The sequence below is a fragment of the Streptomyces albidoflavus genome, from assembly GCF_000719955.1.
Lineage (GTDB): Bacteria > Actinomycetota > Actinomycetes > Streptomycetales > Streptomycetaceae > Streptomyces > Streptomyces albidoflavus.
The window spans coordinates 124,137-144,045 of the sequence record NZ_JOII01000014.1; the positions used below are offsets into that span (position 1 = coordinate 124,137).

A 19,909-nucleotide genomic window follows, 5' to 3' on the forward strand; every position below is an offset into this window, starting at 1 on the left:
GAAGAGGAGCCCGGCCGGTCCGGGCCTGGCCCGAGACCTCAGGATTTCACCCGTCTGCCGTACGATCGGGCCTCTACAGCGAGGAGCGAGGAAGTGACCGAGGACAGGGGTGCGCAGCGTCTGGTCGAGCTGCTGGCCGACCACGAGGACGACTTCGTCACCCAGTGGGTGGCGACCGTGGGCGAATCGCTCAGCGGCAGGCTGAGCAACGCCGAGCTGGAGCGGGAGCTGCGCGACCTCTACGCCGCGCTCCGGAGCGGTCTGGCGTCCGGCGCGCTGGCCTCCCGGGAGGACGGCTTCGCGGAGATCCGCAGCCTCCTCGTGGAGCTGTCGCGCAACCGGGCCCGGCAGGGCTTCACGCCGACCGAGACGGCCATCAGCGTCTTCGCCCTCAAGCAGGTGCTGGAGCCGTCGCTGACGGGGAGCGCGAAGGACATCCGCGCCTACCTCCAGCTCAGCCGCCTCCTGGACGAGCTGGGCCTGCTGACCGCCGAGGCGTACGCGCGCACGCGGGAGGAGATCATCTCCTCGCAGGCCGACCAGCTGCTGGAACTGTCGACGCCGGTCGTCAAGCTCTGGGACGGCGTGGTGGCGGTGCCGCTGGTCGGGACCCTGGACTCGGCGCGTACCCAGGTGGTCATGGAGCGGCTGCTCCAGGCGCTGATCGACTACAACTCGACGCAGGCGATCATCGACATCACCGGCGTCCCGGCGGTCGACACCCAGGTCGCCCAGCACCTGCTGAAGACCGTGGTGGCGGCCCGGATGATGGGCGCCGACTGCGTCATCTCCGGCATCCGGCCGCAGATCGCGCAGACCATCGTGGCGCTCGGCATCGAGTTCGGCGACATCCCGACCAAGGGCACCCTGGCGGACGCCCTGCGGCACGCGCTGGACACCATCGAGCGGGACAAGCGGCTCGCGGAGAACCGCGGGAGCCTGCTGTGACCGACCGCGTCCCCGTCCTCCAGATCGGCGACGTCCTCCTGGTCTCCATCCAGGTGGACCTGGAGGACCGCACCGTCCTGGACCTCCAGGACGACCTGTCCAAGCGCATCGTGGACACCGGGGCCCGCGGCGTGGTCATCGACATCTCCGCCCTGGAGATCGTCGACTCCTTCGTGGGCCGGATGCTCGCCACGGTCGCCGCCATCTCCCGGGTGCTGGGCGCGGAGACCGTCGTCGTCGGGATGCGGCCGGCGGTCGCCATCACCCTGGTCGAGCTGGGCCTGACCCTCGGCGGCGTCCGTACCGCCCTCAACCTGGAGGCGGGTCTGGCCGCCCTTCGCCGCGCCGTCCACACCGAGCGACCGGACCGCGCCTGATGCCCGGCGACACCGCGCGGCGGACCGAGTCGATCGAGCTCGACGGCAGCGCCGGTGTGGTCAAGGCCCGGCAGCTGGTCCGTTCCCTGGCGCAGGAGGCGGGTCTGTCGCTGGTCGACCAGACGAAGCTGGTCACCGCCGCCAGCGAACTGGCCCGCAACACCGTCGTCTACGGCGGTGGCGGGCGGATGGAGGCCGAGGCGGCCTGGAGCAACGGGCGTTCCGGCGTCCGGCTGCTCTTCGCCGACGAGGGCCCCGGCATCCCCGACGTCGAACTGGCGCTGACCGACGGCTGGACCACCGGTGGCGGCATGGGGCTGGGGCTCAGCGGCGCCCGGCGGCTGGCCGACGAGTTCGACCTGGACACCGGCGAGGGACGCGGGACCCGCGTCACCATCGTGAAGTGGGCCAGGTGAGCGCCTCCCTGCTGTCCGAGCCCGGCGAGACGGTCTGGCTCCGCGTCGACGTCGGCCTGCCCATGGCGGCCCGACGCGAGGCCGCCCGGCTGGCCCGCCGGATCGGGATCGACGAGGAACGCGTCGGCTCGGTGGAGATCGCCGCGACCGAGGCGGCCACCAACCTCCAGCGGCACGCCACCGACGGCGCCCTCGTCCTGCGGGTGGCGCTCGACGGCGAACACGCCTCCCTGGACGTACTGGCCACCGACACCGGCCCAGGCATCGCCGACCTCCCGGGGGCGCTGCGCGACGGCGCGTCCTCGGCCGGGACCCTCGGGGTGGGCCTGGGCGCCATCGCCCGCCTCGCCGACGTCTTCGACATCCACACCCTGCCCGGCCGGGGCACGGCCGTCCTCGCCCGCTTCCACGCCGACCAGGACCGCCCGCGGGCGGGCAGCGTCGAGTTCGGCGGCCTCACCCGGCCGATCGGCGGCGAGGAGATGTGCGGCGACACCTGGGCCGTGCGGTACGCCGAGGAGCCGCCCGCGGAGAGCGAGGAGGAGCCGGAGTCCCTCCCCCGGCCCGTCCTCGCCATGATGTGCGACGGCCTCGGCCACGGCCCGCAGGCGGCCCGGGCCGGGGAGGTGGCCCAGGAGGCGTTCCGCGCCAGCCGGGCGACCCGGCCGCAGCAGGTCCTGGAGGACCTGCACCGCGCGATGCGCGGCACCCGGGGCGCGGCGGTCGCCGTGGTCCGCGCCGACTTCGCCGGCGGCAGGCTGGAGTTCGCCGGTGTCGGCAACACCACGACGTGCGTGGTCACCGACGGCCGCCGCACCTCCCTGCTCTCCTCACCCGGCATCGTCGGCGCCCATCTGCCCCGGGCGCGGACCGTCGTCGCCGAGGCGGCCCCGGGCGCGGTCCTCGTCATGCACTCCGACGGGCTGAACGACCGGTGGGCCGCCGACGGGTTCCCCGGGCTCTTCGCCCGCCGCCCGCCCGTCATCGCCGCGCAGATCCTGCGGGACGCCGGGGCCCGCCGGGACGACATCGGCGTCCTCGTCCTCAAGGAAGCGCCCGCGCGATGAGTTCCGGCGAGCAGGAACTCATTCTCGCGCGTATGCCTTTGACCAGGCAGGACGACCTGTTTCAGCTGCGCAGGCACGGGCAAGCGGTGTGTCAGGCACTGGAGCTCGGTGAGGGGAAGCGAGTCCGCCTCATCACCCTCGCCAGCGAGGCGGGGGCCGAGCTCCTCGGCGCGGCGGAACTCTCCGCAGAGTTCGTCCGCACTGCCGGACAGCCGCACCGTGCTGCCGTCCGTTTTCTCTGGAAGGGGGACCAAGCGCCGGGCAACGACCTGCTGACCGCCTCGCAACGGCTCCTCGACCTGAGTGTCGTCGACCGTGGCTGTCTGCTCCTCGGACAGGAACTGTCCTCTCCGCTCGCCGCCGACCAGGCGGCACAGCGGGTGGACAGGGAACTGGCGGGTCTGCGCGGCCCCGACATGAGCGAGGAACTCCGCAGGCAGAACACCCAGCTCCTCCAGGCGCTCCAGGACGAGCGCTCGCGCTCCGACGAGCTGGAACGCCTCAACAAGGAACTGGACGAGACCAACGCGGGCGTCATGGCGCTCTACTCCGAACTCTCCGGCGAGCTGGAGGAGACCAACCGCGGCGTGGTCGCCCTCTACGCCGACCTGGAGGACAAGAGCCGCCGCCTGCGCCTGGCCAGCGCCGCCAAGACCCGTTTCTGGGCCAACGTCAGCCATGAACTGCGTACCCCGGTCAACGCCGTGATCGCCCTCGCCCAGCTGCTGCTGGACGCGGGAGCCGAGCCGCTCACCGACGAACAGCACCAGCAGGTCTCGCTGATCGCCGGGTCGGGCAACACCCTGCTCGCGCTGGTCGAGGAGTTGCTGGACACGGCCAAGGCCGAGTCGGGCCGGCTGGAGCCGCAGCTGGTCGAGGCCGACCTGCGGACCGTCCTGCACCAGCTGCGCGGCACCCTCGCCTCCACCACGGCGGAGGACGTGACGCTGGAGATCGCGGACACGGCCTTCCCCGGGCCGTTCGTCACCGACGAGGTGATGCTCACCCGGATCCTGCGCAACGTCCTGTCGAACAGCCTGAAGTTCACGACCGAGGGCTCGGTCCGGCTGACCGTCGCGGACGAGCGGCGCGCGGACGGCCCGTGGGCGGTCTTCACCGTGACGGACACCGGCGTCGGCATCCCCGAGGACGAGATCGAGCAGGTCTTCGAGGAGTTCTACCAGGTCCGCGGCGTCCACCAGCGGCACGTCTCCGGCACCGGCCTGGGCCTGCCGTACGCCCGCAAGCTGACCGAACTGCTGGGCGGACGGCTGACGCTGACCAGCCGGCTCGGACACGGCACCCGGGTGGTCGTCGAACTCCCGGCGGCGCCCGTCCGTTCCGCCGGTCCGCTGCCGCAAGAGCCGCTGCTGCGCAGCGTCGTCATCATCGACGACGACCCGGTCTTCCTGCGGACGCTGCGGCCCACCCTGGGCCGGCTCGCGGAGACCACCACGGAGGTCACCCACAGCGTGGAGGCGCTGCGCACCATCCGCACCACGATGCCCGACGCGGTCCTCGTCGACCTGGCCATGCCCTCTCCCGACGGCTACCAGGTGCTCCAGCAGATCGCCGCCGTCCCGGGGCTCGCGCAGGTGCCCGTCGTCGTGCTGACCTCCATGGGCGAGTCCGACATCGACCGGTCGCGGCTGGGCAGGGCCCGGGCCGTGCTCGGCAAGACCCACCTGACCGCCGAACGGCTCGCCGAGGCGCTCGGCCTGCGCGCCCGGGACACGGGCTCCGCACCGGGCGAGCCCGCCGCCACGGACCGGCAGGACCCGAAGGACGCGAAGGACACTCCGGCCCCATGACGATCCCCCGGCAGCCCGACGAGAAGCCCGCCGTGGTCCTCCTCGTCGACGACAACCCGACCAACCGCTACGTGCTGGGCACCACCCTGCGCCGCGCCGGCCACCAGGTGGTGGAGGCGGCGGACGGCCAGGAGGGTCTGGCCCGCGCCGCCGACCCCCAGGTCAGGCCCGAGGTCGTGCTGGTGGACGTACGGCTGCCGGACATGACCGGTTTCGAGGTGTGCGAGCGGATCAAGGTGGACCCGCGCACCGCCTCCCTGCCGGTCATCCACGTCTCCGCCTCCGCCATCAGCGCCTCCGACCGGACCCAGGGGCTCAACCGGGGCGCGGACGCCTACCTGACGGAGCCCATCGCCCCCAGCGAACTGCTCGCCACGGTGACCGCGACGCTGCGCTACACCAGGGCCCGCCGCCGGGCGGAGCTGCTGGCCGACCGGCTGAGCCTGCTCAACCGCACCACGCTGCGGCTGCACTCGGCGCTGTCGGCCGAGGCGCTGGCGAGGAGTGCCACCGAGGGCGCCGCCGCGGTCCTCGCCTGTCCGGTCGACGTCCTGCTCACCGACCCCGAGGGCCGGACCACCCACTTCGCCTCGGCCGGTCCGGGCGCCCCGGCCGAGCGGATCGGCTCGCCCCCGCTGCCGCCCGAGCTGTTCGAACGGCACCCGCTGGGCGACGCGGTGGGCGCGGCGGTCGAGTCCGGCCCGTCCGCCTGGCCGATACCGTTCGCCGACGGGGACCAGGAGGCGGAGCGTGCCGTGGCCCTCGCCCGCACCAAGCCGGGCCGGCCCCCGGCCGCCGTCGTCGTCCCGGCCGCTGCGGTCCCCTCCTCCGCCGACACCGACCTGCTCACCCAGCTGACCCACACCACCGCGCTGGCCCTGGAGGCGCTGCGCTCCTACGACGAGGAGCACACGCTCGCCCTCAAGCTCCAGCGCAGCTTCCTGCCGGAGGCGCTGCCGAGCCCGGCCGACGTGGAACTGGCCGTGCGGTACGCCCCGGCGAGCCGGCACGCCGAGATCGGCGGGGACTTCTACGAGGCGGTGCAGACGCCCGAGGGCCTGGTGCTGGCCGTCGGCGACGTCGCCGGGCACTCGCTGGAGGCCGCCATGGTGATGGGCCAGGTGCGGCACGCGCTGCGCGCGTACGCGCTGGACGGGCACCGGCCGGACGGGATACAGACGCGGCTGGAGAAGGTCCTGGCGGTCAACAGCCCGGTCCGCGCCGCCACGCTCTGCATCGTCCAGGTCGACCGGGTCGCCGGAGTCCTGCGGATCTCCAACGCGGGCCACATACCGCCGGTCGTCCGCAGCCCCGACGGCACCACCACGCTGCTGCACGACCACGGCCCGCTGCTCGGCCTGGACCTGCCGCACCCGCCGCCGGCCGAGGTGCCGCTGCTGCCCGGCACCGAGGTGGTCCTGGTGACCGACGGGCTGATCGAGCGGCGCGGCGTCGACCTGGACGAGGCGCTGGAGGCCCTGCGCGCGGCGGTGGCCTCCGGCCCCGTGGCGCCGGGCGCCATGTGCGACGCGCTGCTGGCGGCGTTCCCGCCGGACGGCGAGGACGACGTGGCGATCCTGGCGGCGCGGCTGCGGTAACCACCGGTGGGGTGAATGGTGTTCCCCCGGCTCGCCCCACCTGGGCGTGGCCTGGCCCGGGCCTTCCGTGCCAGGCCGGATAGTCCCCGCATGACGCCGAACCGATCATCCGACCAGCACTCCGCGCCCGTCCGCTCCCGCGCCGTCCTGACCGTCGCCCTGGCCGTCGCGCTGGCCGGCGGCCTCGCCCCGGCGGCGAGCGCGGCCCCGCTGCCCGACGGTCTCGGGCCGTGCCTGGGCGCCGGCTGCCCGGGCACCTGGGACGACCCGGGCAACAAGCCGGTGACCGGCCACGACAGCAACATCAACGTCTACGTCGGCGGGAACTACCTGGTCCGCGAGGCCGCCGCCGAGGCCGAGGGCAGGATCGTCACGCTCGGCAACTTCGACATGGACAAGCGCGACGGCGCCTCCCCGGCCTACCGGGTGGGTGTCACGGGTGGCGGCTCCGACCACCTCGCCGTCGGGGCCAACCTCACCGTCGCCCCCGGCCAACGCCTCCTCGCCGAGGAGGGCACGGGCAGCGGCGTCGTCCGGTACGGCGGCTCCCTCGACGGCACGGTGCTCCCGGCCACGGTCAACTCCCCCGACGCCGCCGCCTCTTACGCGGACCTCCGGGGCGACCTCACCGACGCCGGCCGCTGCTACGCCTACACGGGCGACGCACGCCGGGCGGTCACCGGCCAGGCGCTGCGCGACGGCTCCTCGACCACCTTCGAGGGCGACGGCGCCGCCCCGCTCCAGATCTTCTCGGTCGACGCCGACCTCGTCTCCGGCACCGGCGGCGGCCCCACGGACATCTCCTTCACCGGCATCCCCGACGGCGCCACCGTCCTGGTCAACGTCTACGGGGACACCCGCACCCTCGACAGCGACGCGGTCACCCTGCCCGACCCCGACCAGCGCCGCCGGCTGCTGTGGAACTTCCCGGACGCCACCGCCCTCACCCTGACCGGCGCCGCCGAGCTGGAGGGCAGCGTCCTGGTCGGCCAGCCGGCCAGTGTCACCACCCTCTCCCTCTCCGCGGTCAACGGCCGCCTCTACACGGCCGGTTCGCTCACCCACACCTCGGCGGGCGAGTCGGGCGGGCAGCAACTGCGCGCGTACCCCTTCGACGGCGAGCTCCCCGACTGCTCCGCCTCGTCGCGCCGGGCCGCCGTCCAGGCTGTCGCCCCACGTTCGGCTCCGGAGCCGCGCCCGTCCCTGCCGGACACCGGCGCCCGGGGCGGCGCGTGGCTGCTCGGCGGGATCGCCGCCGCCCTGCTGGCCGCCGGCACCACCCTCGTGGTGACCGCCCGCCGGGCACGGCGCCGGTACTGACCCGCGCGGTACTCACCCCACGGGCGTCCCCTGCGTGGTCAGCCGCCCGTCGGCCACCCGCACCACCTGGTCCGCCCCGGCCAGGTGGTGCGGGTCGTGGGTGACCAGGACGGTGGCGGTCGCGGTGCGGTGGGTGAGTTCGGTGATGAGGTCGAGGACGGCGGCGCCGCGCTCGCGGTCGAGGGCGCTGGTGGGCTCGTCGACGAGGAGGACCCGCGCGTCGTTCATCAGGGCGCGGGCGATGTTGACGCGCTGGCGTTGGCCGCCGGAGAGCTGGTGCGGGCGGCGGTCGGCCTGCCCGGCGAGCCCCACGGCGTCGAGGAGTTCGCGGGCGCGTTCGCGGGCGGCGGCCTTGGGGCGGCCGTCGATGCGGGCCATCACCTGGAGCTGTTCGGCGGCGGTGAGCGAGGGCAAGAGGTTGGGCTGCTGGAAGACGATCCCGATCCGCGAGCGGCGCAGCGCGCTCAGCTCGCCCCGCCCGAGCCCGGCGGTCTCCCGCCCGGCGACGCGGACGGTGCCGCTGTCCGGCGTGATCAGCGTGGCGGCCACCGCCAGCAGGCTGGACTTGCCGGAGCCGGACGGCCCGACGACCGCCGTGAGGCTGCCCTCCGGTACGTACAGGCTGACCCGGTCGAGGGCGGTGAGGCGGCTGTCGCCGTCCGGGTAGGTGAGGGTGACGTCGGTCAGTTCGAGGCTCATCGGGCGCTCCCCAGAGCGGTGAGGGGGTCTACGGAGGTGATGCGGCGGACGGAGAGGGCGGCGCCCAGGGCGCCGAGTGCGATCAGGACGGCGGCCGGGGCGAGCACGGTCCCGGGGGCGAGGGCGAAGGGCACGGCGGAGCCGGAGACCAGGGCGCCGATGCCGGCGGCCAGGGCGGTGCCGAGCAGGGTTCCGCCGGTGAGCAGGATCAGGGCCTGCCCGAGGGCGTCGGTGAGCAGGCCCCGGGTGGAGGCGCCGAGCGCCTTGAGGACGGCGATGTCCCCGGCCCGCTGGATGGTCCACACGGTGAAGAACGCGCCGATGACCAGGGCGGAGATGGCGAAGAGGAAGCCCCGCATGAGTTGCAGCGAGCCGTTCTCGGAGGCGTAGGAGCCGATGGCGGCGAGCGAGTCGCCGGTGGTGACGGTCCGGGTCCCGGCGGCCCGGTCGGCGGCGGGGAGCGCGCCGGGGTCCGCGTCGACGGCGACGACGGTCGCGGTGGTGGCGGACCGCCCGCCCTCGGCGGCGCCGGGCGCGAGATGCTGCCAGTCGGCGAGATGCGTCCACACCACGGGCAGGTGGCTGTAGGCGTCGTCGCCCTCGATCACGCGCACGGTGAACTCCCGCCCAGCAACGGCCACTTCTTCTCCCTCGCCGTCGACGCCCAGTTCCTCGGCGGCCGGCTCGGTCAGGGCGATCTCGCCCTCGCGGACGTCTCCGGGGCCGATCCCGGAGCCGGGCCGCACGCCGAAGGCGGCCACGGAGGCGTGCCGGTCGCCGGCCGCCGCCCGCACCGAGGCGATGCCGACCGGCTCGGCGGAGCGCACCCCGTCGGCGCGGCCGAGCCGCTGCCACTGCTCCTCGCGGACGACGGAGGAGGCGTACGACAGCTCTTCGTCCCCGGCCGGGGCGGCGAAGGCGATCCGGTCGGCCGGGAGGCGGGTGACGGCCGAGATGTTCTGCTGCCCGAGCCCGGCCGTCAGTCCCGACAACAGCCCCACCAGCAGCGTGATGAGCACGATCACGGCCCCCATCAGCGCGAACCGCCCCTTGGCGAATCGCAGGTCCCGCCATGCGACGTACATCCCGCCTCACTTCCCTTCTCCGGCCTCGCGGCCACGCGGCTTCCCTGTGGCCTCCACGGTCGCCGCCGGAGGGGGTCGCGGGCATCGCACGCGGGATGGCACTCCCGGAGCCGGAGGGCGGAACGGGAACTCCGCCTTTCGGTTGACCGGCTTCCGGTTGACCGGACCGCGGCCACCGCGACCCCGTTTGTCGGTGGAACACGGCAGAATGAACGGGAGGAACCGAACACAGGCGCGAGTGGGCGCGCCGGGGTGGCGGGAACGGGGGGCAGGATGTCGGGGGAGAAGGCGCCGGGGCGCGGGTATCGCGTCGCGTTGTCGGTGGGGCTGGCGGTGGTCCTGGCGGGTGTGGGGCTGCTGTTCGTGGTCTGGGGGGCGGTGGCCGAGCGGGACGCGTACCGGGCGGCGGAGCCCTGCGGGGTTCGGGCGGAGCAGGAGTGCGTGCGGCTGGACCGGGCGACCGTCCGGGGCACCCACGACCAGGCGATGGGCCGGGGCGTACGGCACTGGCTCCGCTACACCACGGGTGAACCGTCCTCCGGCGAGGAACGCGTCCGGATGGACGGCACCTCACCGGTCTACGACGCCGTGCGCGCCGGGGACACCGTCACCCTCGTCCGCTGGCAGGGCGAGGTGGCCTCGGTCCGCCTCGGCGAGGTGGCGCAGGAGACGCACGACTCACCCGCACGCGGCTGGCGGATGCCGCTGGCCGTCGCGCAGGTGCTGCTCCTCCCGGGCCTGGCCTTCGTCTGGTGCGCGCTCTGGTACCGGCGCCGCGCGGCCGCGCCGCCGAGCGAGACGATGGTCTTCCTGCCGCTGACGGTGCTGCTCAGCGGCGCCCTGCTCGGCCCGCTGGGCCTCTTCGGCGCGATGGGCGGCGCGGACGTGGGTGAGGCGCTGCGCCTCACCGGGCTCTGCGCCCCGCCGGTCGTGGCCTTCTCCGCCCTGGTCGCCTGGTACGTCCGCCGCCGCAGCCGCAAGGCCGCCGACACCAGCGACCTCGCCCCCGTCACCCCGCAGGGCCGCCGGGTCCTCGGCGCCCAGGTGCACGGGCAGGTCCCGTACAGCCGCGACGGGTACGGCCTGCTCATCGTCGGCGACGGCCCGCTCGTCGCCACCCTGGACCCGCACGGCAAGGTGGCCCGCAGCCCCCTCCCGGCGACCCTCACCGTCGAGCGGGTGCGCTCGATCGCCTCCTCGGACCCGCGAGGCTGGCTGGAGCGGTACCGGTACGACGGCGTGGTGCTGGTCTGCCGCGACGGCGCCGAGGAGGTACTGATAGGCACCGCCCGCCGGGACGCGCCGCTGGTGTGGGGGGCGTTGCTGGCGGCGGCCGGGGCCTGACCCGCGCGGGGTACGCGGGGCGGCGGGCAGTGGGAAGGTTCCGCTTCGCCGTCACCGCATGGCTCCGATGGCCCGCACGATCAGCGCCCGTGCGTCCGCCCCGTACACGGCCATGCTCCGCAGCTCCTCGAACGCCCGCAGATACAGGGCGATTTCGCTGGGCTGGGTGATGTTCACCTCTGCGGAGAGCAGCTCCACCGAGACGAGGGTGTCGTCGTAGATGTGGAAGGTCTCGTGCGGCCACTGGCCGCGCGTCCGCGACGAGGCCGGGATGATGCCGAGCGACACGGCGGGCAGGGCACCCGCTGTGAGCAAGTAGCCGAGCTGAGCCGCCATCGCCTCGTGATCGCCCATCTGGTAGCCGAGCGCCGCCTCCTCCATGAGGAAGAGGAAGCGGTGCCCGGGCTCGTGGACAACGCGTGAACGTTGCACTCGCGCGGCGGCGGCCTCGGCACCGTCGTTGACGGGCAGGTCCCGGAAGGCGGCGATGCTCGTGAGGAGACCGGCGGCGTAGCCCTCGGTCTGGAGAAGGCCGGGAATGAGCGTGGAGGAGTAGACGCGGAAGAGCCCTGTGTCCCGGTAGAACTGCACCCAGCTGTCCTGGAGCTGGCGCATACCGGCCCGCACCTGGTGTCGCCACTCCCGGTACATGGACTCGGCGTTGAGGGATTGGGCAACCAAGTCCGCGCTCTGGTCGTCGGCGCCGCAAGCCCGGCACCAGGCGGCCACGTCCTTGGCGGAGGGTGCGGTGCGGGCGTTCTCGATGCGGCTGGTCTTGGCGTGGTGCCACCCGCACGCGGAGGCCAGCTCCGTGACCGTCAGTCCGGCCCCCTTGCGGAGATCACGCAGGCGGCCCGCAACGGCTTGGCGGGCCGCCTGTGCGGAGGAGGACGGAGAGATGGGCATGAGCTGGCCGTACCGCGCTTTCTCCTAGCGGATCTTGTACTGGTCGTGCGGGGTGGCGAGGGCCCACACCGTCTCGAAGGCGTGGCGGCACAGACCGGCTGCCCCCGGATCGTCGGTGATCTCCTCGCCGAGTGACGACCCGTCGCCGTCGAAGTGGTTCCAGTGCACCCACCCGCCGTCGAACAGCCAGAAGTCGTTCCCCGGCAGGGCGATGTCCGACGCCTGGCGGCGTGGGAGCCAGCGGACCTGTTCACCGGCGGCGACGTTGGTGAAGGTGCCGTCGTACAGGAACCGGGTGTACTCGCTCACCGGCTCGGACACGATACGAGCCCGGCGCACCTCGGCGCCCCGGCCCACCGTCTCGCTGATCAGATCGAGCCAGGGACGCCACCACGAGGCACGGTCCGCAGGGTCGAGCCGGTGGCCGGCGCGCCAGTCGGCGAAAGGCCCCTTCTCGTAGTCAACGGCGTACGAGTCCCGCATCTCCAGGTGCACCGCCGTCCGGCAGCGCGCCATCAGGTCATCGAACGTCGGCACGCGCGACGGCATCACACGCCTCCCTCACCATGTCGACCATCCGGGCCGGGAAGCGAATGACCGCCTCCCCCTCCGGAATCCCCCTCGCGTGCCCCGGTACTTCGGTCGCGGCGCACTCCGCCTCCAGTTCCGGGCTCGGCTTCCATCCCTGGAAGACCAGCTCCCGCGCCTCCGGGTCGACCCACACGGTAGGACTCTGCTTGTCCCCTGTCTCGGGGTCGATTCCGATGAACCGCAACGTCATGGTGGCCTCCGGCCGGACGGTGTGCAGGTGTGTGCGGCAACAGTCATCCCAGCGGGTGGGACCGTCAAGGCCGTCTCTCGGCCAATCACCCGTTCGCTGGGTCACCGCGCACAGATCTGCACATCGCTGGCCGTGACGCACATCACCTCCGTAGCTTCCTGTGCAGCGGCTTCCCGAAGCTCCGCCCGTGCGCAGCCGTGAACCGGGGACGGGCACCGAGTACCGGAGGCCGGCGTGTGTGTTGCCCACCCCTTCCTTCCCGCGCCCACGTGTCTCGCCGAGGAGCAGGTGCGCGGAAGCGCCTGTGTCTGGTGCGGCGAGCAGCTCACCACCGGCGCCGTGGTCGACTACGGCGCCCGCCCGGACCCCGCCGACCCGGGTGTCCGCTGGTATCCCCGGGCCTGCCAGTCGTGTGCGCAGACCCGCTCGTGCTCATGACCGGCCGCCGCTGCACGGCGTGCGGCAGCCAGGAGCACGGTTCCCGCGGCGGCGATCCGTGCGGAGGCGGAGGCCCGATGCCCCTCACCACCCGACCCGAGCCCCCTGTCCCGCCGCTCTGCCCCGACCGGACGTGCCACAGCGACATCCACGGCCGCCTCTGGAAGGACACGACGCACCTGCGCGACGACCCGGACGCGTGGCGCTGGTACTGCCCGCGCTGCGGGCGGCACTGGTTGCCGAGCCGGGCCGAGTTCGACCGGCACCGGACCCCTCCGTCCACGTAGCGGGAGGAAACCCATGGGTCACCAGCAGGACCAGACGACACCGTGCGGCGCCGACGGCTGCACCGGTTACAAGGTCACCATCTACCTCTACGACGACGACGGCACCTGCGTCGAGCAGCGTATGCAGGGCTGTTCCGTGTGCGGCACGTAGCCGTCACGCTCCGGCAGGGCCCGAGCCCACCGCCTCAGAGCCGCAGCTCCGCCGGAAACCCCGTCCAGCGCAGTTCCTCCGGCAGGTGGCCGAGGTCGTTGAAGAGCATCAGGGCGGTGGGGCGGCCCGGGGTGTAACGGATGACCGTCAGGCCGGTGTTGGCGTGGTTGAGGCCGATCCAGCGCCAGGGCGGGGCGTCGAGGGCGTCGCGGACCAGCCAGGCGGCGAGGAAGGCGTGGGTGACGAGGAGTTCGTGGCGGACCTCGTCCCCGTCGGCCGGCCCGGTGAACCGCTGCTGGGCGGTGCGGGCGAGGGCCGGTCCGGGCTCGCGCTCCTCGGCGGGGAAGCCCGCGAGGCGTTCGAGCGTGGCGTCGGCCGACTCGGCGGGCAGTTCCTCGCGCCTGGGGAGGTACGGCAGGTAGTCGCCCGCCTCCTCGGCGACCCGCGCGGGTACGCCCCCGGCCCGCTCGGCGACGATCCGCGCCGTCTCCGTCGCGCGGGCCAGCGGCCCGTGGTGCACGGCGGCCAGTCCCGCCCCGGCCAGCCGCTCCCCCAGCAACTCCGCCTGCCGCCAGCCGGCTTCGGTGAGCCCGGTTTCGTCGGGGGTGGCCTCGGCGTGGCGGGTGACGTAGAGGTAGCGGGTGGCGGGCATGGCGGGGTGCTCCTCGCTGCGGGCGGGCGCCGGACGCGGTGGGCGGGTGGCCGCGTGACCGGGGCGCGCGGGTGGTGTGGGGGTCGGTCGGGGGGACGCCGGGGCGCGTGGGACGGTTCCGCACGCCCCTCTTCAGGCGGCCCGGGTGCCGGGCTTCGAGCCTTGAGCTTCGGGCTCCGGGTTCCGGGCCTCGGGCTTCGAGCCGTTTTTCTCCCCGGCGGGTCCCGGTGGGTACCGGTCTTTCCGGGCGGTGAAAACCACCCTCCCACCCGCCCCAACCCGGCCTGACACCAGCGGAGATGACATTCGGTGATCGGCTTGCGCCCGACGGTGAGAAAGCTCTAGGTTCGCGATAAGCAAATCGACCCCGGGCGGCGCGGGAACGCCGACTCCGGGGTCTGACCATCACGAAGCTAGAACCAAGAAGGACTTCGTACGTGGCTACTCCGCAGTTTAGTGCTGCCTGCCCGCCCGCGTCCCACCCCCGTGCCTCCGAGGGCTACGGGAAGCGCTACCCGGACCGGCAACCCCCGACCACCGAGCCCGACTTCACCGGCCTCCCGCCCCGCGAGGCGGCCATCGCCTGCTACATCGACCGGCTCCCCGAGGGCGCCGCCGTCGGCTACAAGACCCTCGCCTCAGTCCTCCCCGCCTACGGCCAGCAGGCCTGCTCCTCGGCCCTGCGCAACCTCAGCGCCGCCGGTCACCTGCGCCGCATCCGCGAACACCTGACGCTCCACGACCGGACGATGCGCTGGGTCACCCGCACCTACTGGTCCCGCGAGCCGCACGACGACACCTGGTGGGCGGAGTTCGCCCGCCGGATCAAGGGCATCGACGTCACGGGGGCACGCGGCGAGGGGCTGGCCCGGGCGGACCAGGGGGCGCGCGAGACACCGGGCGCCCCGGACACGCCCCCGTCCGCCGTGCCGGAGACCCCGGAAGCCCCCGCCGAGACCCCGGCCCGGCCCATCTGGCTCGCCCACCCCGACGAGGCGCACCCCCAGCCCCGTACCGAACGGCCCCGCGAGAGTCCGGCCCCGGAGACCGCCGCGAGTACCCCCGGCTACCGGGCCCTGGCCCGCCTCGCCCGCACCGAACCGCGTCTCACGCTCTCCGCCGCCGAGTGCGACGCCCTCGCGCCCCTCGCCGACCGGTGGATCGAACGGCGCGTACGCCCCGAGCACCTGGCCCTCGCCCTGACCTCGGGCCTGCCCCAGGGCCCCATCCACAGCCCCGCCGCGTTCCTCCGCTCACGACTGGAGAAGAAGATGCCTCCCCTGCCCGCCGATTCGGCCCCCGCCTCCGACGAGGAGAGGGCCGCGCAGCCCGGCCAGGTCACCCGCGTGGTCATGGTCTGCGCCACCTGCGACCAGGACGAGACCACCGTCCCCCTGACCGACGGCCTCTGCCCGGACTGCCACGCCCTCCTCGCCGACGACCCCGCCGGCATCCCCGCCACCTTCCTCGCGAAGCCGCCCCGTACCGGCGGCCCGGAGGTGCCGCTCGGCGAACTGGCGGTTCAACTCCTCAGCCGCTGAGCACCGTTCGGCCCAGGAGGGAGAGCAGGCGGTCCCAGTGCCGGGCCAGCCCGGCCGGGTCGAAGGCGTCGGTGTCGCGCATGGTGTAGCCGTGCACCGTGCCGGGATAGATCTCGGACGTGTACCGGACGCCCGCCGCGTCCAGGGCCTGGTTCAGCTCCCCCAGCGCCTCCGGCGTCAGGTCGGACGCGGCGTGCCCGAGGTGGATCTCGGCGGTGATCGGCGCGAGCAGCCCGTGCAGCCCGCCGGGCCCGCTGGCGACGACCGGGGAGTGGAACCCGGCGACGGCCGCCACCCGCTCCGGGTACGCCGAGGCGGTCCGCACCGCGAGGAGGCCCCCGATGCAGTAGCCGGTCACCGCGACCGGACCGTCGGCCACCTCGGGCTGCGCGGCCAGGAACCGGAGGTAGGCGTCCGCGTCCCGCTCGACCTGCTCGCCGGTGAGGTGCGCCTCGATCGAGGGCATCAGCTTGCCGAGGATCTCCGGGCGGGCCTCTTCCCCGATGTGCCCGGGGAGTTCGACGAGAGGGACAGGCCCGTCCCGGTAGAGGAAGTGCGGCGCCAGCACGTAGTACCCGTGCCCCGCCAGCTCCACGACCATCTCCTCCAGCACGGGCCGCAGCCCGAAGGCGTCCGGGTACAGCAGCACCGCCGGATGCCGCTCCCCGTCCCCGGGAAAGGCGGCGAAGCCCTCGGACTCGCCGTCGGCGGTGGCGATCCGCACGGTCTTGGTCTGGCTGGGCATGAACTCTCCTGTCGTGTACGTCGCGTGTGTCGCGTGGACCGTATGCGCTGACTCAACACGAGGGGCGGGCGCCCTCTTCCGCGAACCCGGCACGCGTGTCACCCACGTCCCGGGACGGCGCTTCTAGACCGTGTCCGGTGAGTCCGGCGCGGCGCCCACGGCACCCGGCCCCGGCAGCCGCCCGGTCCGGCGGGCCCAGATCTCGAACGCGACGGTCGCGAACGGAGGAACGGCCGCCAGCAGGGCGAGGAGAGTCGTCCGGCCGAGCCGCCACTTCAGGCGGAGCGCCACGAGGAGTGTCAGGAGGACGTAGACGACGAAGGCGGCGCCGTGCAGGGCTCCGAAGACGCGGACGCCGAGTTCGGTGGTCTCCGGTACGTACTTGAAGTACATCCCGATCAGGAGTCCGGCCCAGGTGCACGCCTCGGTCACCGCGATCCAGGTGAACGCGCGCAGCAGTCGTCCTGAAGCGGCGTCGGGCACGGCCCGGCCGGCGGGGCGCATGGGCACGGACGGCTCGCGGAGCGCGGCCGGCCGCGTGGGCCACAGGGCGTGGTCGCCGAGGAGGCGGACCAGGGCGGGGACGAGGAGGGGGCGGATGACGAAGGTGTCCAGCAGGATGCCGAAGGCCATGGCGAAGCCGAACTGGAAGAGTTCGCGGATCGGCTGGGTCATCAGGACGGCGAAGGTCGCTGCCAGGATGAGCCCGGCGGAGGAGACGACTCCGCCGGTACGGGTGAGGGCGGCGCCGATCGCCTGGGCCGGCGGCGAGGTGCGCAGCTCCTGCTTGAACCGGCTCATGATGAAGATGTTGTAGTCGACGCCGAGCGCGACCAGGAACACGAAGATGTACGCGGTGACGCGGTTGCCCAGGCCCTCGTCGCCGAGGACGGTCAGGGTGAAGAAGGTGGTGGCGCCCAGGGTGGCGAGGAAGGACAGGATCAGGGTCGCGACCAGGTAGAGCGGGGCGAGGAGCGAGCGCAGGAGCAGCACGAGGACCGCGGTGACGATGACCAGGACCAGGATCACGATGATCAGCGTGTCGCGGTCGAGGGCCGAGCGGATGTCGGCGGTCTGGGCGGTCTCGCCGCCGACGAGCACGGTGGCGTCCTGGACCCCGGCGGCGTCGGTGGCCGCCCGCGCGGTCTCCGTCAGCGGGCCGATCGCGTCGAGCGCCTCGGAGCTGTACGGGTCGTGGTCGAGGACGACCTCGTAGAAGGCGGTCCTGCCGTCCTCGCTGAAGCGGGGGCGCTCGTCGACGCGGCTGACGTCGTCGGCGCCGGCGAGGGCGGCGGTGACGTCGGCGGGCACGGTGGTGGTCCGCAGGTCCTCCCCGGCCCGGACGACGACGGTGCTGGGCGCGCTCTCGCCCGGACCGAACTCCTCCTGGACCAGCCGCTGCCCGCGCTCCGACTCGGTGGCCGTACGGAAGCCGCTGAGCGTGTTGAAGCTTTCCTGGTAGCCGAGGAGCCCGGCGCTCATCGCGACGAGCAGCGCGATCACGACGGAGGCGACGCGGACGGGGGCCCGGGCGACCAGGGCGGCGACCCGGTGCCAGACGCCCGCGCCACGGCTGCGGGCGGCGGCCTTGTCCACGCCGCCGGGCCAGAAGACGCCCTTGCCCAGCAGCAGGATCAGGGCGGGGAGGAAGGTGAACGCCACCAGCGCCATGACGGCGACGCCCAGGGCGAGGTACGGCCCGAAGCCGCGCAGCGCCGGGGAGACGGCGGCGAGCAGGGCGAACATGGCGAGCACGATGGTCGAGGCGCTGGCCAGGACCGATTCGGCGGTGCGGCGGACCGCGACCTGCATGGCGCGGGGACGGTCCGGCTCGTCGAGGAGGGCCTCGCGGTAGCGGGCGGTGATGATCAGGGCGTAGTCGGTGCCCACGCCGAAGAGCAGCACGGTCATGATCGAGGCGGTCTGGGAGCTGACCGTGATCAGCCCGGCGTCCGCGAGGAACGCGCCCGTCGTCTCCGCGACGCGCATCGCCACGCCGACGGCGAGCAGCGGGACCAGGGCCATCAGGGGCGAGCGGTAGATGGCCAGCAGGATGAAGAGGACGAGCAGGATCGTCGCGAGCAGCATGACCTTGTCGCCGCTGCTGAAGACCTTGACCGTGTCGGTGGCGATCCCGGCGGGTCCGGTCACGGCGACCTCGGCGGAACCCGCCCGGTCGGCGGCGAGGGCGCGCACCTCGCCGACGGCGTCCTGGAAGGACTCGTCGGAGGCGCTGCCCTTCATGGGCACGATGACCAACTGGGTGTCGCGATCCTCCGAGACCAGTTCGGCCGCCGCCCGGGGCGTGGTCGCGGTGGAGATCACGCCGGTGACCTGCTCGGGCCGGGAGTCCGCGGAGAGGGCGGTGCTGATCCGCTCGACCGCCTCCTCCGCCTGCGTACCGGCTTCGGCGCCCTCACCGCGTACGACGACGATCGCGGGTATGGCGTCCTGCCCCGGGAGCTCCGCGCGGATGAGGTCGCGGGCCTTCATCGAGTCGGAGGCGGCGGGCGGGAGGTTGGCCGAGGCGTTGTCCTCGACGGATTCCAGGGTGGGCGCGACGCCGGCCAGCAGGCCGGCGATCAGGACCCAGAAGGCCACCACGGCGGCGGCGCGTTTCTTCGAACCCAGGAGACACCGGAGTGCCCGGGAGAGTGTCGGTTGCATCGGAAGAACCTTCGACCGGAGGCAGGAGACAAGGGACAGGAGCCAGAACTTAGAGACAGGGTGTCGCTAAGTTTTTTCAAGCTAGCACGCCCCCTCAGGCGCCCGGCCCCGGGGATAAACTGGCGGGCGACGGTGCGAGGCCAGAGGTGGAGCGGAGAGCATGCCGAAGATCGAGGCCGGCAGCGTCCGTGAGCACCGGGCCCAGCGGCTCGCGCAGCTCATCGACGCGGCCGAGGCGATCCTGAGCGAAGGCGGGGTGGAAGCCCTCACCGCCGGAGCGGTCGCCGCACGCGCGGGCATCGCCCGCAACAGCATCTACCGCTACTTCGACTCCATCGACGACCTCCTCGAACTCCTCGTCGCCCGCGAGTTCCCGGCCTGGACCGCCGCCGTCGAGGAGGCCGTCGCCGCCGAGGACACACCGGGCGCACAGGTCGCCGCCTACGTCCGGGCCAACCTCGAACAGGCCGCACGCGGCACCCACGGCTGGCGGGCCTCGCTCTCCCGCGGCTCGCTCTCCCCGTCGGCGCGACAGCGGGTGCGGAAGCTGCACACCACGCTGCACGAGGTGCTCGCCGCCTCGGTCGACGACCTGGGAGACACCCAGCCCGAGCTGACCGTCGCCGTGGTCCAGGCCGTCACCGACGCGTGCGTCCGCAGGATCGACCAGGGCGACGACCTCCAGGCCGTCTCCGCCTACGCGACGGACGCCGTGCGCCGCCTGCTCGCACGGGGCTGACAGCGCGCCGCCGTCGGTGCGCGTTTTCCCCCCCGCCTTCCGGACTTCATCCTCCGGTGGTTCCGCCCCCAGGTCTTCAACCTTTCGGTCGATGGCTCATCCCCCTGTCTTCCGTACCGTGGAAGAACGGCCCTCCCTGTCGGTCGGCCGGCCCCCCGCCGTCCGGAGACCCCCGTGCCCAGCACCGCCCCCGCCCCCGCGCCCCCGCGCGCTCCCCTCTCCACCCCCGCCCCCCGCGTCCTCGCCTGGTGTCTGCACCTGCTGGTCGCGGCGCTGCTGGTGATGGCGGTGGGGCGGGCCCTGGTCGACCTGTCTCTTATACACATCTCCGAGCCCA

21 protein-coding genes are annotated in these 19,909 nt (G+C 73.6%); 13 read left to right on the plus strand and 8 right to left on the minus strand.

The window, feature by feature from the left end; translation table 11 throughout:
- Positions 1 to 93: 93 nt before the first annotated feature.
- The 7 genes from IF45_RS0117195 (at position 94) to IF45_RS0117225 (ending at position 7,537) form a co-directional block, all read left to right on the plus strand.
- Entirely contained in the window at positions 94 to 948 is an 855-nt protein-coding gene (locus IF45_RS0117195; RefSeq protein ID WP_030308234.1) for an STAS domain-containing protein, read from the plus strand.
- Positions 945 to 1,325 (plus strand): STAS domain-containing protein, encoded by a 381-nt coding sequence (locus IF45_RS0117200; RefSeq protein ID WP_003949885.1) that lies wholly within the window; start codon positions 945 to 947, stop codon positions 1,323 to 1,325. The genes IF45_RS0117195 and IF45_RS0117200 overlap by 4 nt, the downstream gene beginning before the upstream one ends.
- Complete coding sequence (locus tag IF45_RS0117205; RefSeq protein WP_003949884.1) at positions 1,325 to 1,741, plus strand: ATP-binding protein; 417 nt, start codon at positions 1,325 to 1,327, stop codon at positions 1,739 to 1,741. Before IF45_RS0117200 ends, IF45_RS0117205 begins: the two co-directional genes overlap by 1 nt.
- Positions 1,729 to 2,808 carry an ATP-binding protein gene (locus IF45_RS0117210; RefSeq protein WP_030308235.1) on the plus strand — a complete coding sequence of 360 codons (1,080 nt, stop codon included), beginning with the start codon at positions 1,729 to 1,731 and terminating at the stop codon, positions 2,806 to 2,808. The genes IF45_RS0117205 and IF45_RS0117210 overlap by 13 nt, the downstream gene beginning before the upstream one ends.
- Positions 2,805 to 4,619: an ATP-binding response regulator gene (locus IF45_RS0117215; RefSeq protein WP_015507391.1), complete on the plus strand. Its 1,815-nt coding sequence runs from the start codon at positions 2,805 to 2,807 to the stop codon at positions 4,617 to 4,619. The genes IF45_RS0117210 and IF45_RS0117215 overlap by 4 nt, the downstream gene beginning before the upstream one ends.
- Positions 4,616 to 6,217, plus strand: a complete 1,602-nt coding sequence (locus tag IF45_RS0117220) for a SpoIIE family protein phosphatase (protein ID WP_008404826.1) — start codon at positions 4,616 to 4,618, stop codon at positions 6,215 to 6,217. Before IF45_RS0117215 ends, IF45_RS0117220 begins: the two co-directional genes overlap by 4 nt.
- A gap of 90 nt (positions 6,218 to 6,307) precedes the next feature.
- Positions 6,308 to 7,537: a choice-of-anchor A family protein gene (locus tag IF45_RS0117225; protein ID WP_030308238.1), complete on the plus strand. Its 1,230-nt coding sequence runs from the start codon at positions 6,308 to 6,310 to the stop codon at positions 7,535 to 7,537.
- A 12-nt stretch (positions 7,538 to 7,549) separates the two neighbouring features.
- On the opposite strand, the gene IF45_RS0117230 is transcribed toward IF45_RS0117225, so the two are convergent.
- The gene (locus tag IF45_RS0117230) at positions 7,550 to 8,236 is read right to left on the minus strand and encodes an ABC transporter ATP-binding protein (protein ID WP_003949880.1); all 687 of its coding nucleotides are present in this window, start codon (positions 8,234 to 8,236) and stop codon (positions 7,550 to 7,552) included.
- Positions 8,233 to 9,321 carry an ABC transporter permease gene (locus IF45_RS0117235; protein ID WP_030308240.1) on the minus strand — a complete coding sequence of 363 codons (1,089 nt, stop codon included), beginning with the start codon at positions 9,319 to 9,321 and terminating at the stop codon, positions 8,233 to 8,235. The genes IF45_RS0117230 and IF45_RS0117235 overlap by 4 nt, the downstream gene beginning before the upstream one ends.
- 273 nt (positions 9,322 to 9,594) lie before the next feature.
- Here IF45_RS0117235 and IF45_RS0117240 point away from each other — a divergent pair, with 273 nt between their 5' ends.
- On the plus strand, positions 9,595 to 10,665 hold the full coding sequence (locus tag IF45_RS0117240) for a hypothetical protein (protein WP_049979104.1): 1,071 nt from the start codon (positions 9,595 to 9,597) through the stop codon (positions 10,663 to 10,665).
- Between the two features lie 51 nt (positions 10,666 to 10,716).
- Here the strand turns inward: IF45_RS0117240 and IF45_RS0117245 are convergent, their stop codons facing one another.
- From IF45_RS0117245 to IF45_RS0117255, 3 genes are read right to left on the minus strand one after another with little or no spacing between them, the layout of a single operon-like run.
- On the minus strand, positions 10,717 to 11,571 hold the full coding sequence (locus IF45_RS0117245) for a helix-turn-helix domain-containing protein (protein WP_030308243.1): 855 nt from the start codon (positions 11,569 to 11,571) through the stop codon (positions 10,717 to 10,719).
- 24 nt (positions 11,572 to 11,595) lie between these two features.
- On the minus strand, positions 11,596 to 12,120 hold the full coding sequence (locus tag IF45_RS0117250) for a DUF6879 family protein (RefSeq protein WP_030308245.1): 525 nt from the start codon (positions 12,118 to 12,120) through the stop codon (positions 11,596 to 11,598).
- Positions 12,092 to 12,352: a hypothetical protein gene (locus IF45_RS0117255; protein WP_030308246.1), complete on the minus strand. Its 261-nt coding sequence runs from the start codon at positions 12,350 to 12,352 to the stop codon at positions 12,092 to 12,094. The genes IF45_RS0117250 and IF45_RS0117255 overlap by 29 nt, the downstream gene beginning before the upstream one ends.
- 288 nt (positions 12,353 to 12,640) lie before the next feature.
- Between IF45_RS0117255 and IF45_RS32420 the strand changes: the two genes are divergently transcribed.
- The 3 genes from IF45_RS32420 to IF45_RS33345 all read left to right on the plus strand — a co-directional run bounded on the left by IF45_RS32420 (position 12,641) and on the right by IF45_RS33345 (position 13,228).
- Entirely contained in the window at positions 12,641 to 12,790 is a 150-nt protein-coding gene (locus tag IF45_RS32420; RefSeq protein WP_226660260.1) for a hypothetical protein, read from the plus strand.
- 77 nt (positions 12,791 to 12,867) lie between these two features.
- A complete protein-coding gene (locus IF45_RS0117260; protein ID WP_030308247.1) occupies positions 12,868 to 13,077 on the plus strand; it encodes a hypothetical protein in 210 nt (69 codons plus the stop codon).
- A gap of 13 nt (positions 13,078 to 13,090) precedes the next feature.
- Positions 13,091 to 13,228: a hypothetical protein gene (locus IF45_RS33345; RefSeq protein WP_008404807.1), complete on the plus strand. Its 138-nt coding sequence runs from the start codon at positions 13,091 to 13,093 to the stop codon at positions 13,226 to 13,228.
- Between the two features lie 34 nt (positions 13,229 to 13,262).
- Here the strand turns inward: IF45_RS33345 and IF45_RS0117270 are convergent, their stop codons facing one another.
- Entirely contained in the window at positions 13,263 to 13,880 is a 618-nt protein-coding gene (locus IF45_RS0117270; RefSeq protein WP_030308248.1) for a histidine phosphatase family protein, read from the minus strand.
- A 437-nt stretch (positions 13,881 to 14,317) separates the two neighbouring features.
- Here IF45_RS0117270 and IF45_RS0117275 point away from each other — a divergent pair, with 437 nt between their 5' ends.
- Entirely contained in the window at positions 14,318 to 15,421 is a 1,104-nt protein-coding gene (locus IF45_RS0117275) for a hypothetical protein (protein ID WP_030308249.1), read from the plus strand.
- Here IF45_RS0117275 and IF45_RS0117280 read toward each other — a convergent pair.
- Entirely contained in the window at positions 15,411 to 16,166 is a 756-nt protein-coding gene (locus tag IF45_RS0117280) for a dienelactone hydrolase family protein (RefSeq protein ID WP_030308251.1), read from the minus strand. The genes IF45_RS0117275 and IF45_RS0117280 overlap by 11 nt on opposite strands.
- A 123-nt stretch (positions 16,167 to 16,289) precedes the next feature.
- The gene (locus tag IF45_RS0117285) at positions 16,290 to 18,833 is read right to left on the minus strand and encodes an MMPL family transporter (RefSeq protein WP_051720707.1); all 2,544 of its coding nucleotides are present in this window, start codon (positions 18,831 to 18,833) and stop codon (positions 16,290 to 16,292) included.
- Between the two features lie 160 nt (positions 18,834 to 18,993).
- Between IF45_RS0117285 and IF45_RS0117290 the strand changes: the two genes are divergently transcribed.
- On the plus strand, positions 18,994 to 19,572 hold the full coding sequence (locus tag IF45_RS0117290) for a TetR/AcrR family transcriptional regulator (RefSeq protein ID WP_030308254.1): 579 nt from the start codon (positions 18,994 to 18,996) through the stop codon (positions 19,570 to 19,572).
- The last annotated feature ends 337 nt before the right edge of the window (positions 19,573 to 19,909 follow it).

Bases quoted from the DNA above. Each gene is read 5' to 3' on its own strand.
- IF45_RS0117255 (WP_030308246.1), bottom strand. From the start codon at position 12,352: ATGACGTTGCGGTTCATCGGAATCGACCCCGAGACAGGGGACAAGCAG.
- IF45_RS0117290 (WP_030308254.1), top strand. From the start codon at position 18,994: ATGCCGAAGATCGAGGCCGGCAGCGTCCGTGAGCACCGGGCCCAGCGG.
- IF45_RS33345 (WP_008404807.1), top strand. From the start codon at position 13,091: ATGGGTCACCAGCAGGACCAGACGACACCGTGCGGCGCCGACGGCTGC.
- IF45_RS0117245 (WP_030308243.1), bottom strand. From the start codon at position 11,571: ATGCCCATCTCTCCGTCCTCCTCCGCACAGGCGGCCCGCCAAGCCGTT.
- IF45_RS0117270 (WP_030308248.1), bottom strand. From the start codon at position 13,880: ATGCCCGCCACCCGCTACCTCTACGTCACCCGCCACGCCGAGGCCACC.
- IF45_RS0117220 (WP_008404826.1), top strand. From the start codon at position 4,616: ATGACGATCCCCCGGCAGCCCGACGAGAAGCCCGCCGTGGTCCTCCTC.
- IF45_RS0117230 (WP_003949880.1), bottom strand. From the start codon at position 8,236: ATGAGCCTCGAACTGACCGACGTCACCCTCACCTACCCGGACGGCGAC.
- IF45_RS0117225 (WP_030308238.1), top strand. From the start codon at position 6,308: ATGACGCCGAACCGATCATCCGACCAGCACTCCGCGCCCGTCCGCTCC.
- IF45_RS0117240 (WP_049979104.1), top strand. From the start codon at position 9,595: ATGTCGGGGGAGAAGGCGCCGGGGCGCGGGTATCGCGTCGCGTTGTCG.
- IF45_RS0117215 (WP_015507391.1), top strand. From the start codon at position 2,805: ATGAGTTCCGGCGAGCAGGAACTCATTCTCGCGCGTATGCCTTTGACC.
- IF45_RS0117205 (WP_003949884.1), top strand. From the start codon at position 1,325: ATGCCCGGCGACACCGCGCGGCGGACCGAGTCGATCGAGCTCGACGGC.
- IF45_RS0117280 (WP_030308251.1), bottom strand. From the start codon at position 16,166: ATGCCCAGCCAGACCAAGACCGTGCGGATCGCCACCGCCGACGGCGAG.
- IF45_RS0117235 (WP_030308240.1), bottom strand. From the start codon at position 9,321: ATGTACGTCGCATGGCGGGACCTGCGATTCGCCAAGGGGCGGTTCGCG.
- IF45_RS0117260 (WP_030308247.1), top strand. From the start codon at position 12,868: ATGCCCCTCACCACCCGACCCGAGCCCCCTGTCCCGCCGCTCTGCCCC.
- IF45_RS0117285 (WP_051720707.1), bottom strand. From the start codon at position 18,833: ATGCAACCGACACTCTCCCGGGCACTCCGGTGTCTCCTGGGTTCGAAG.
- IF45_RS0117250 (WP_030308245.1), bottom strand. From the start codon at position 12,120: ATGCCGTCGCGCGTGCCGACGTTCGATGACCTGATGGCGCGCTGCCGG.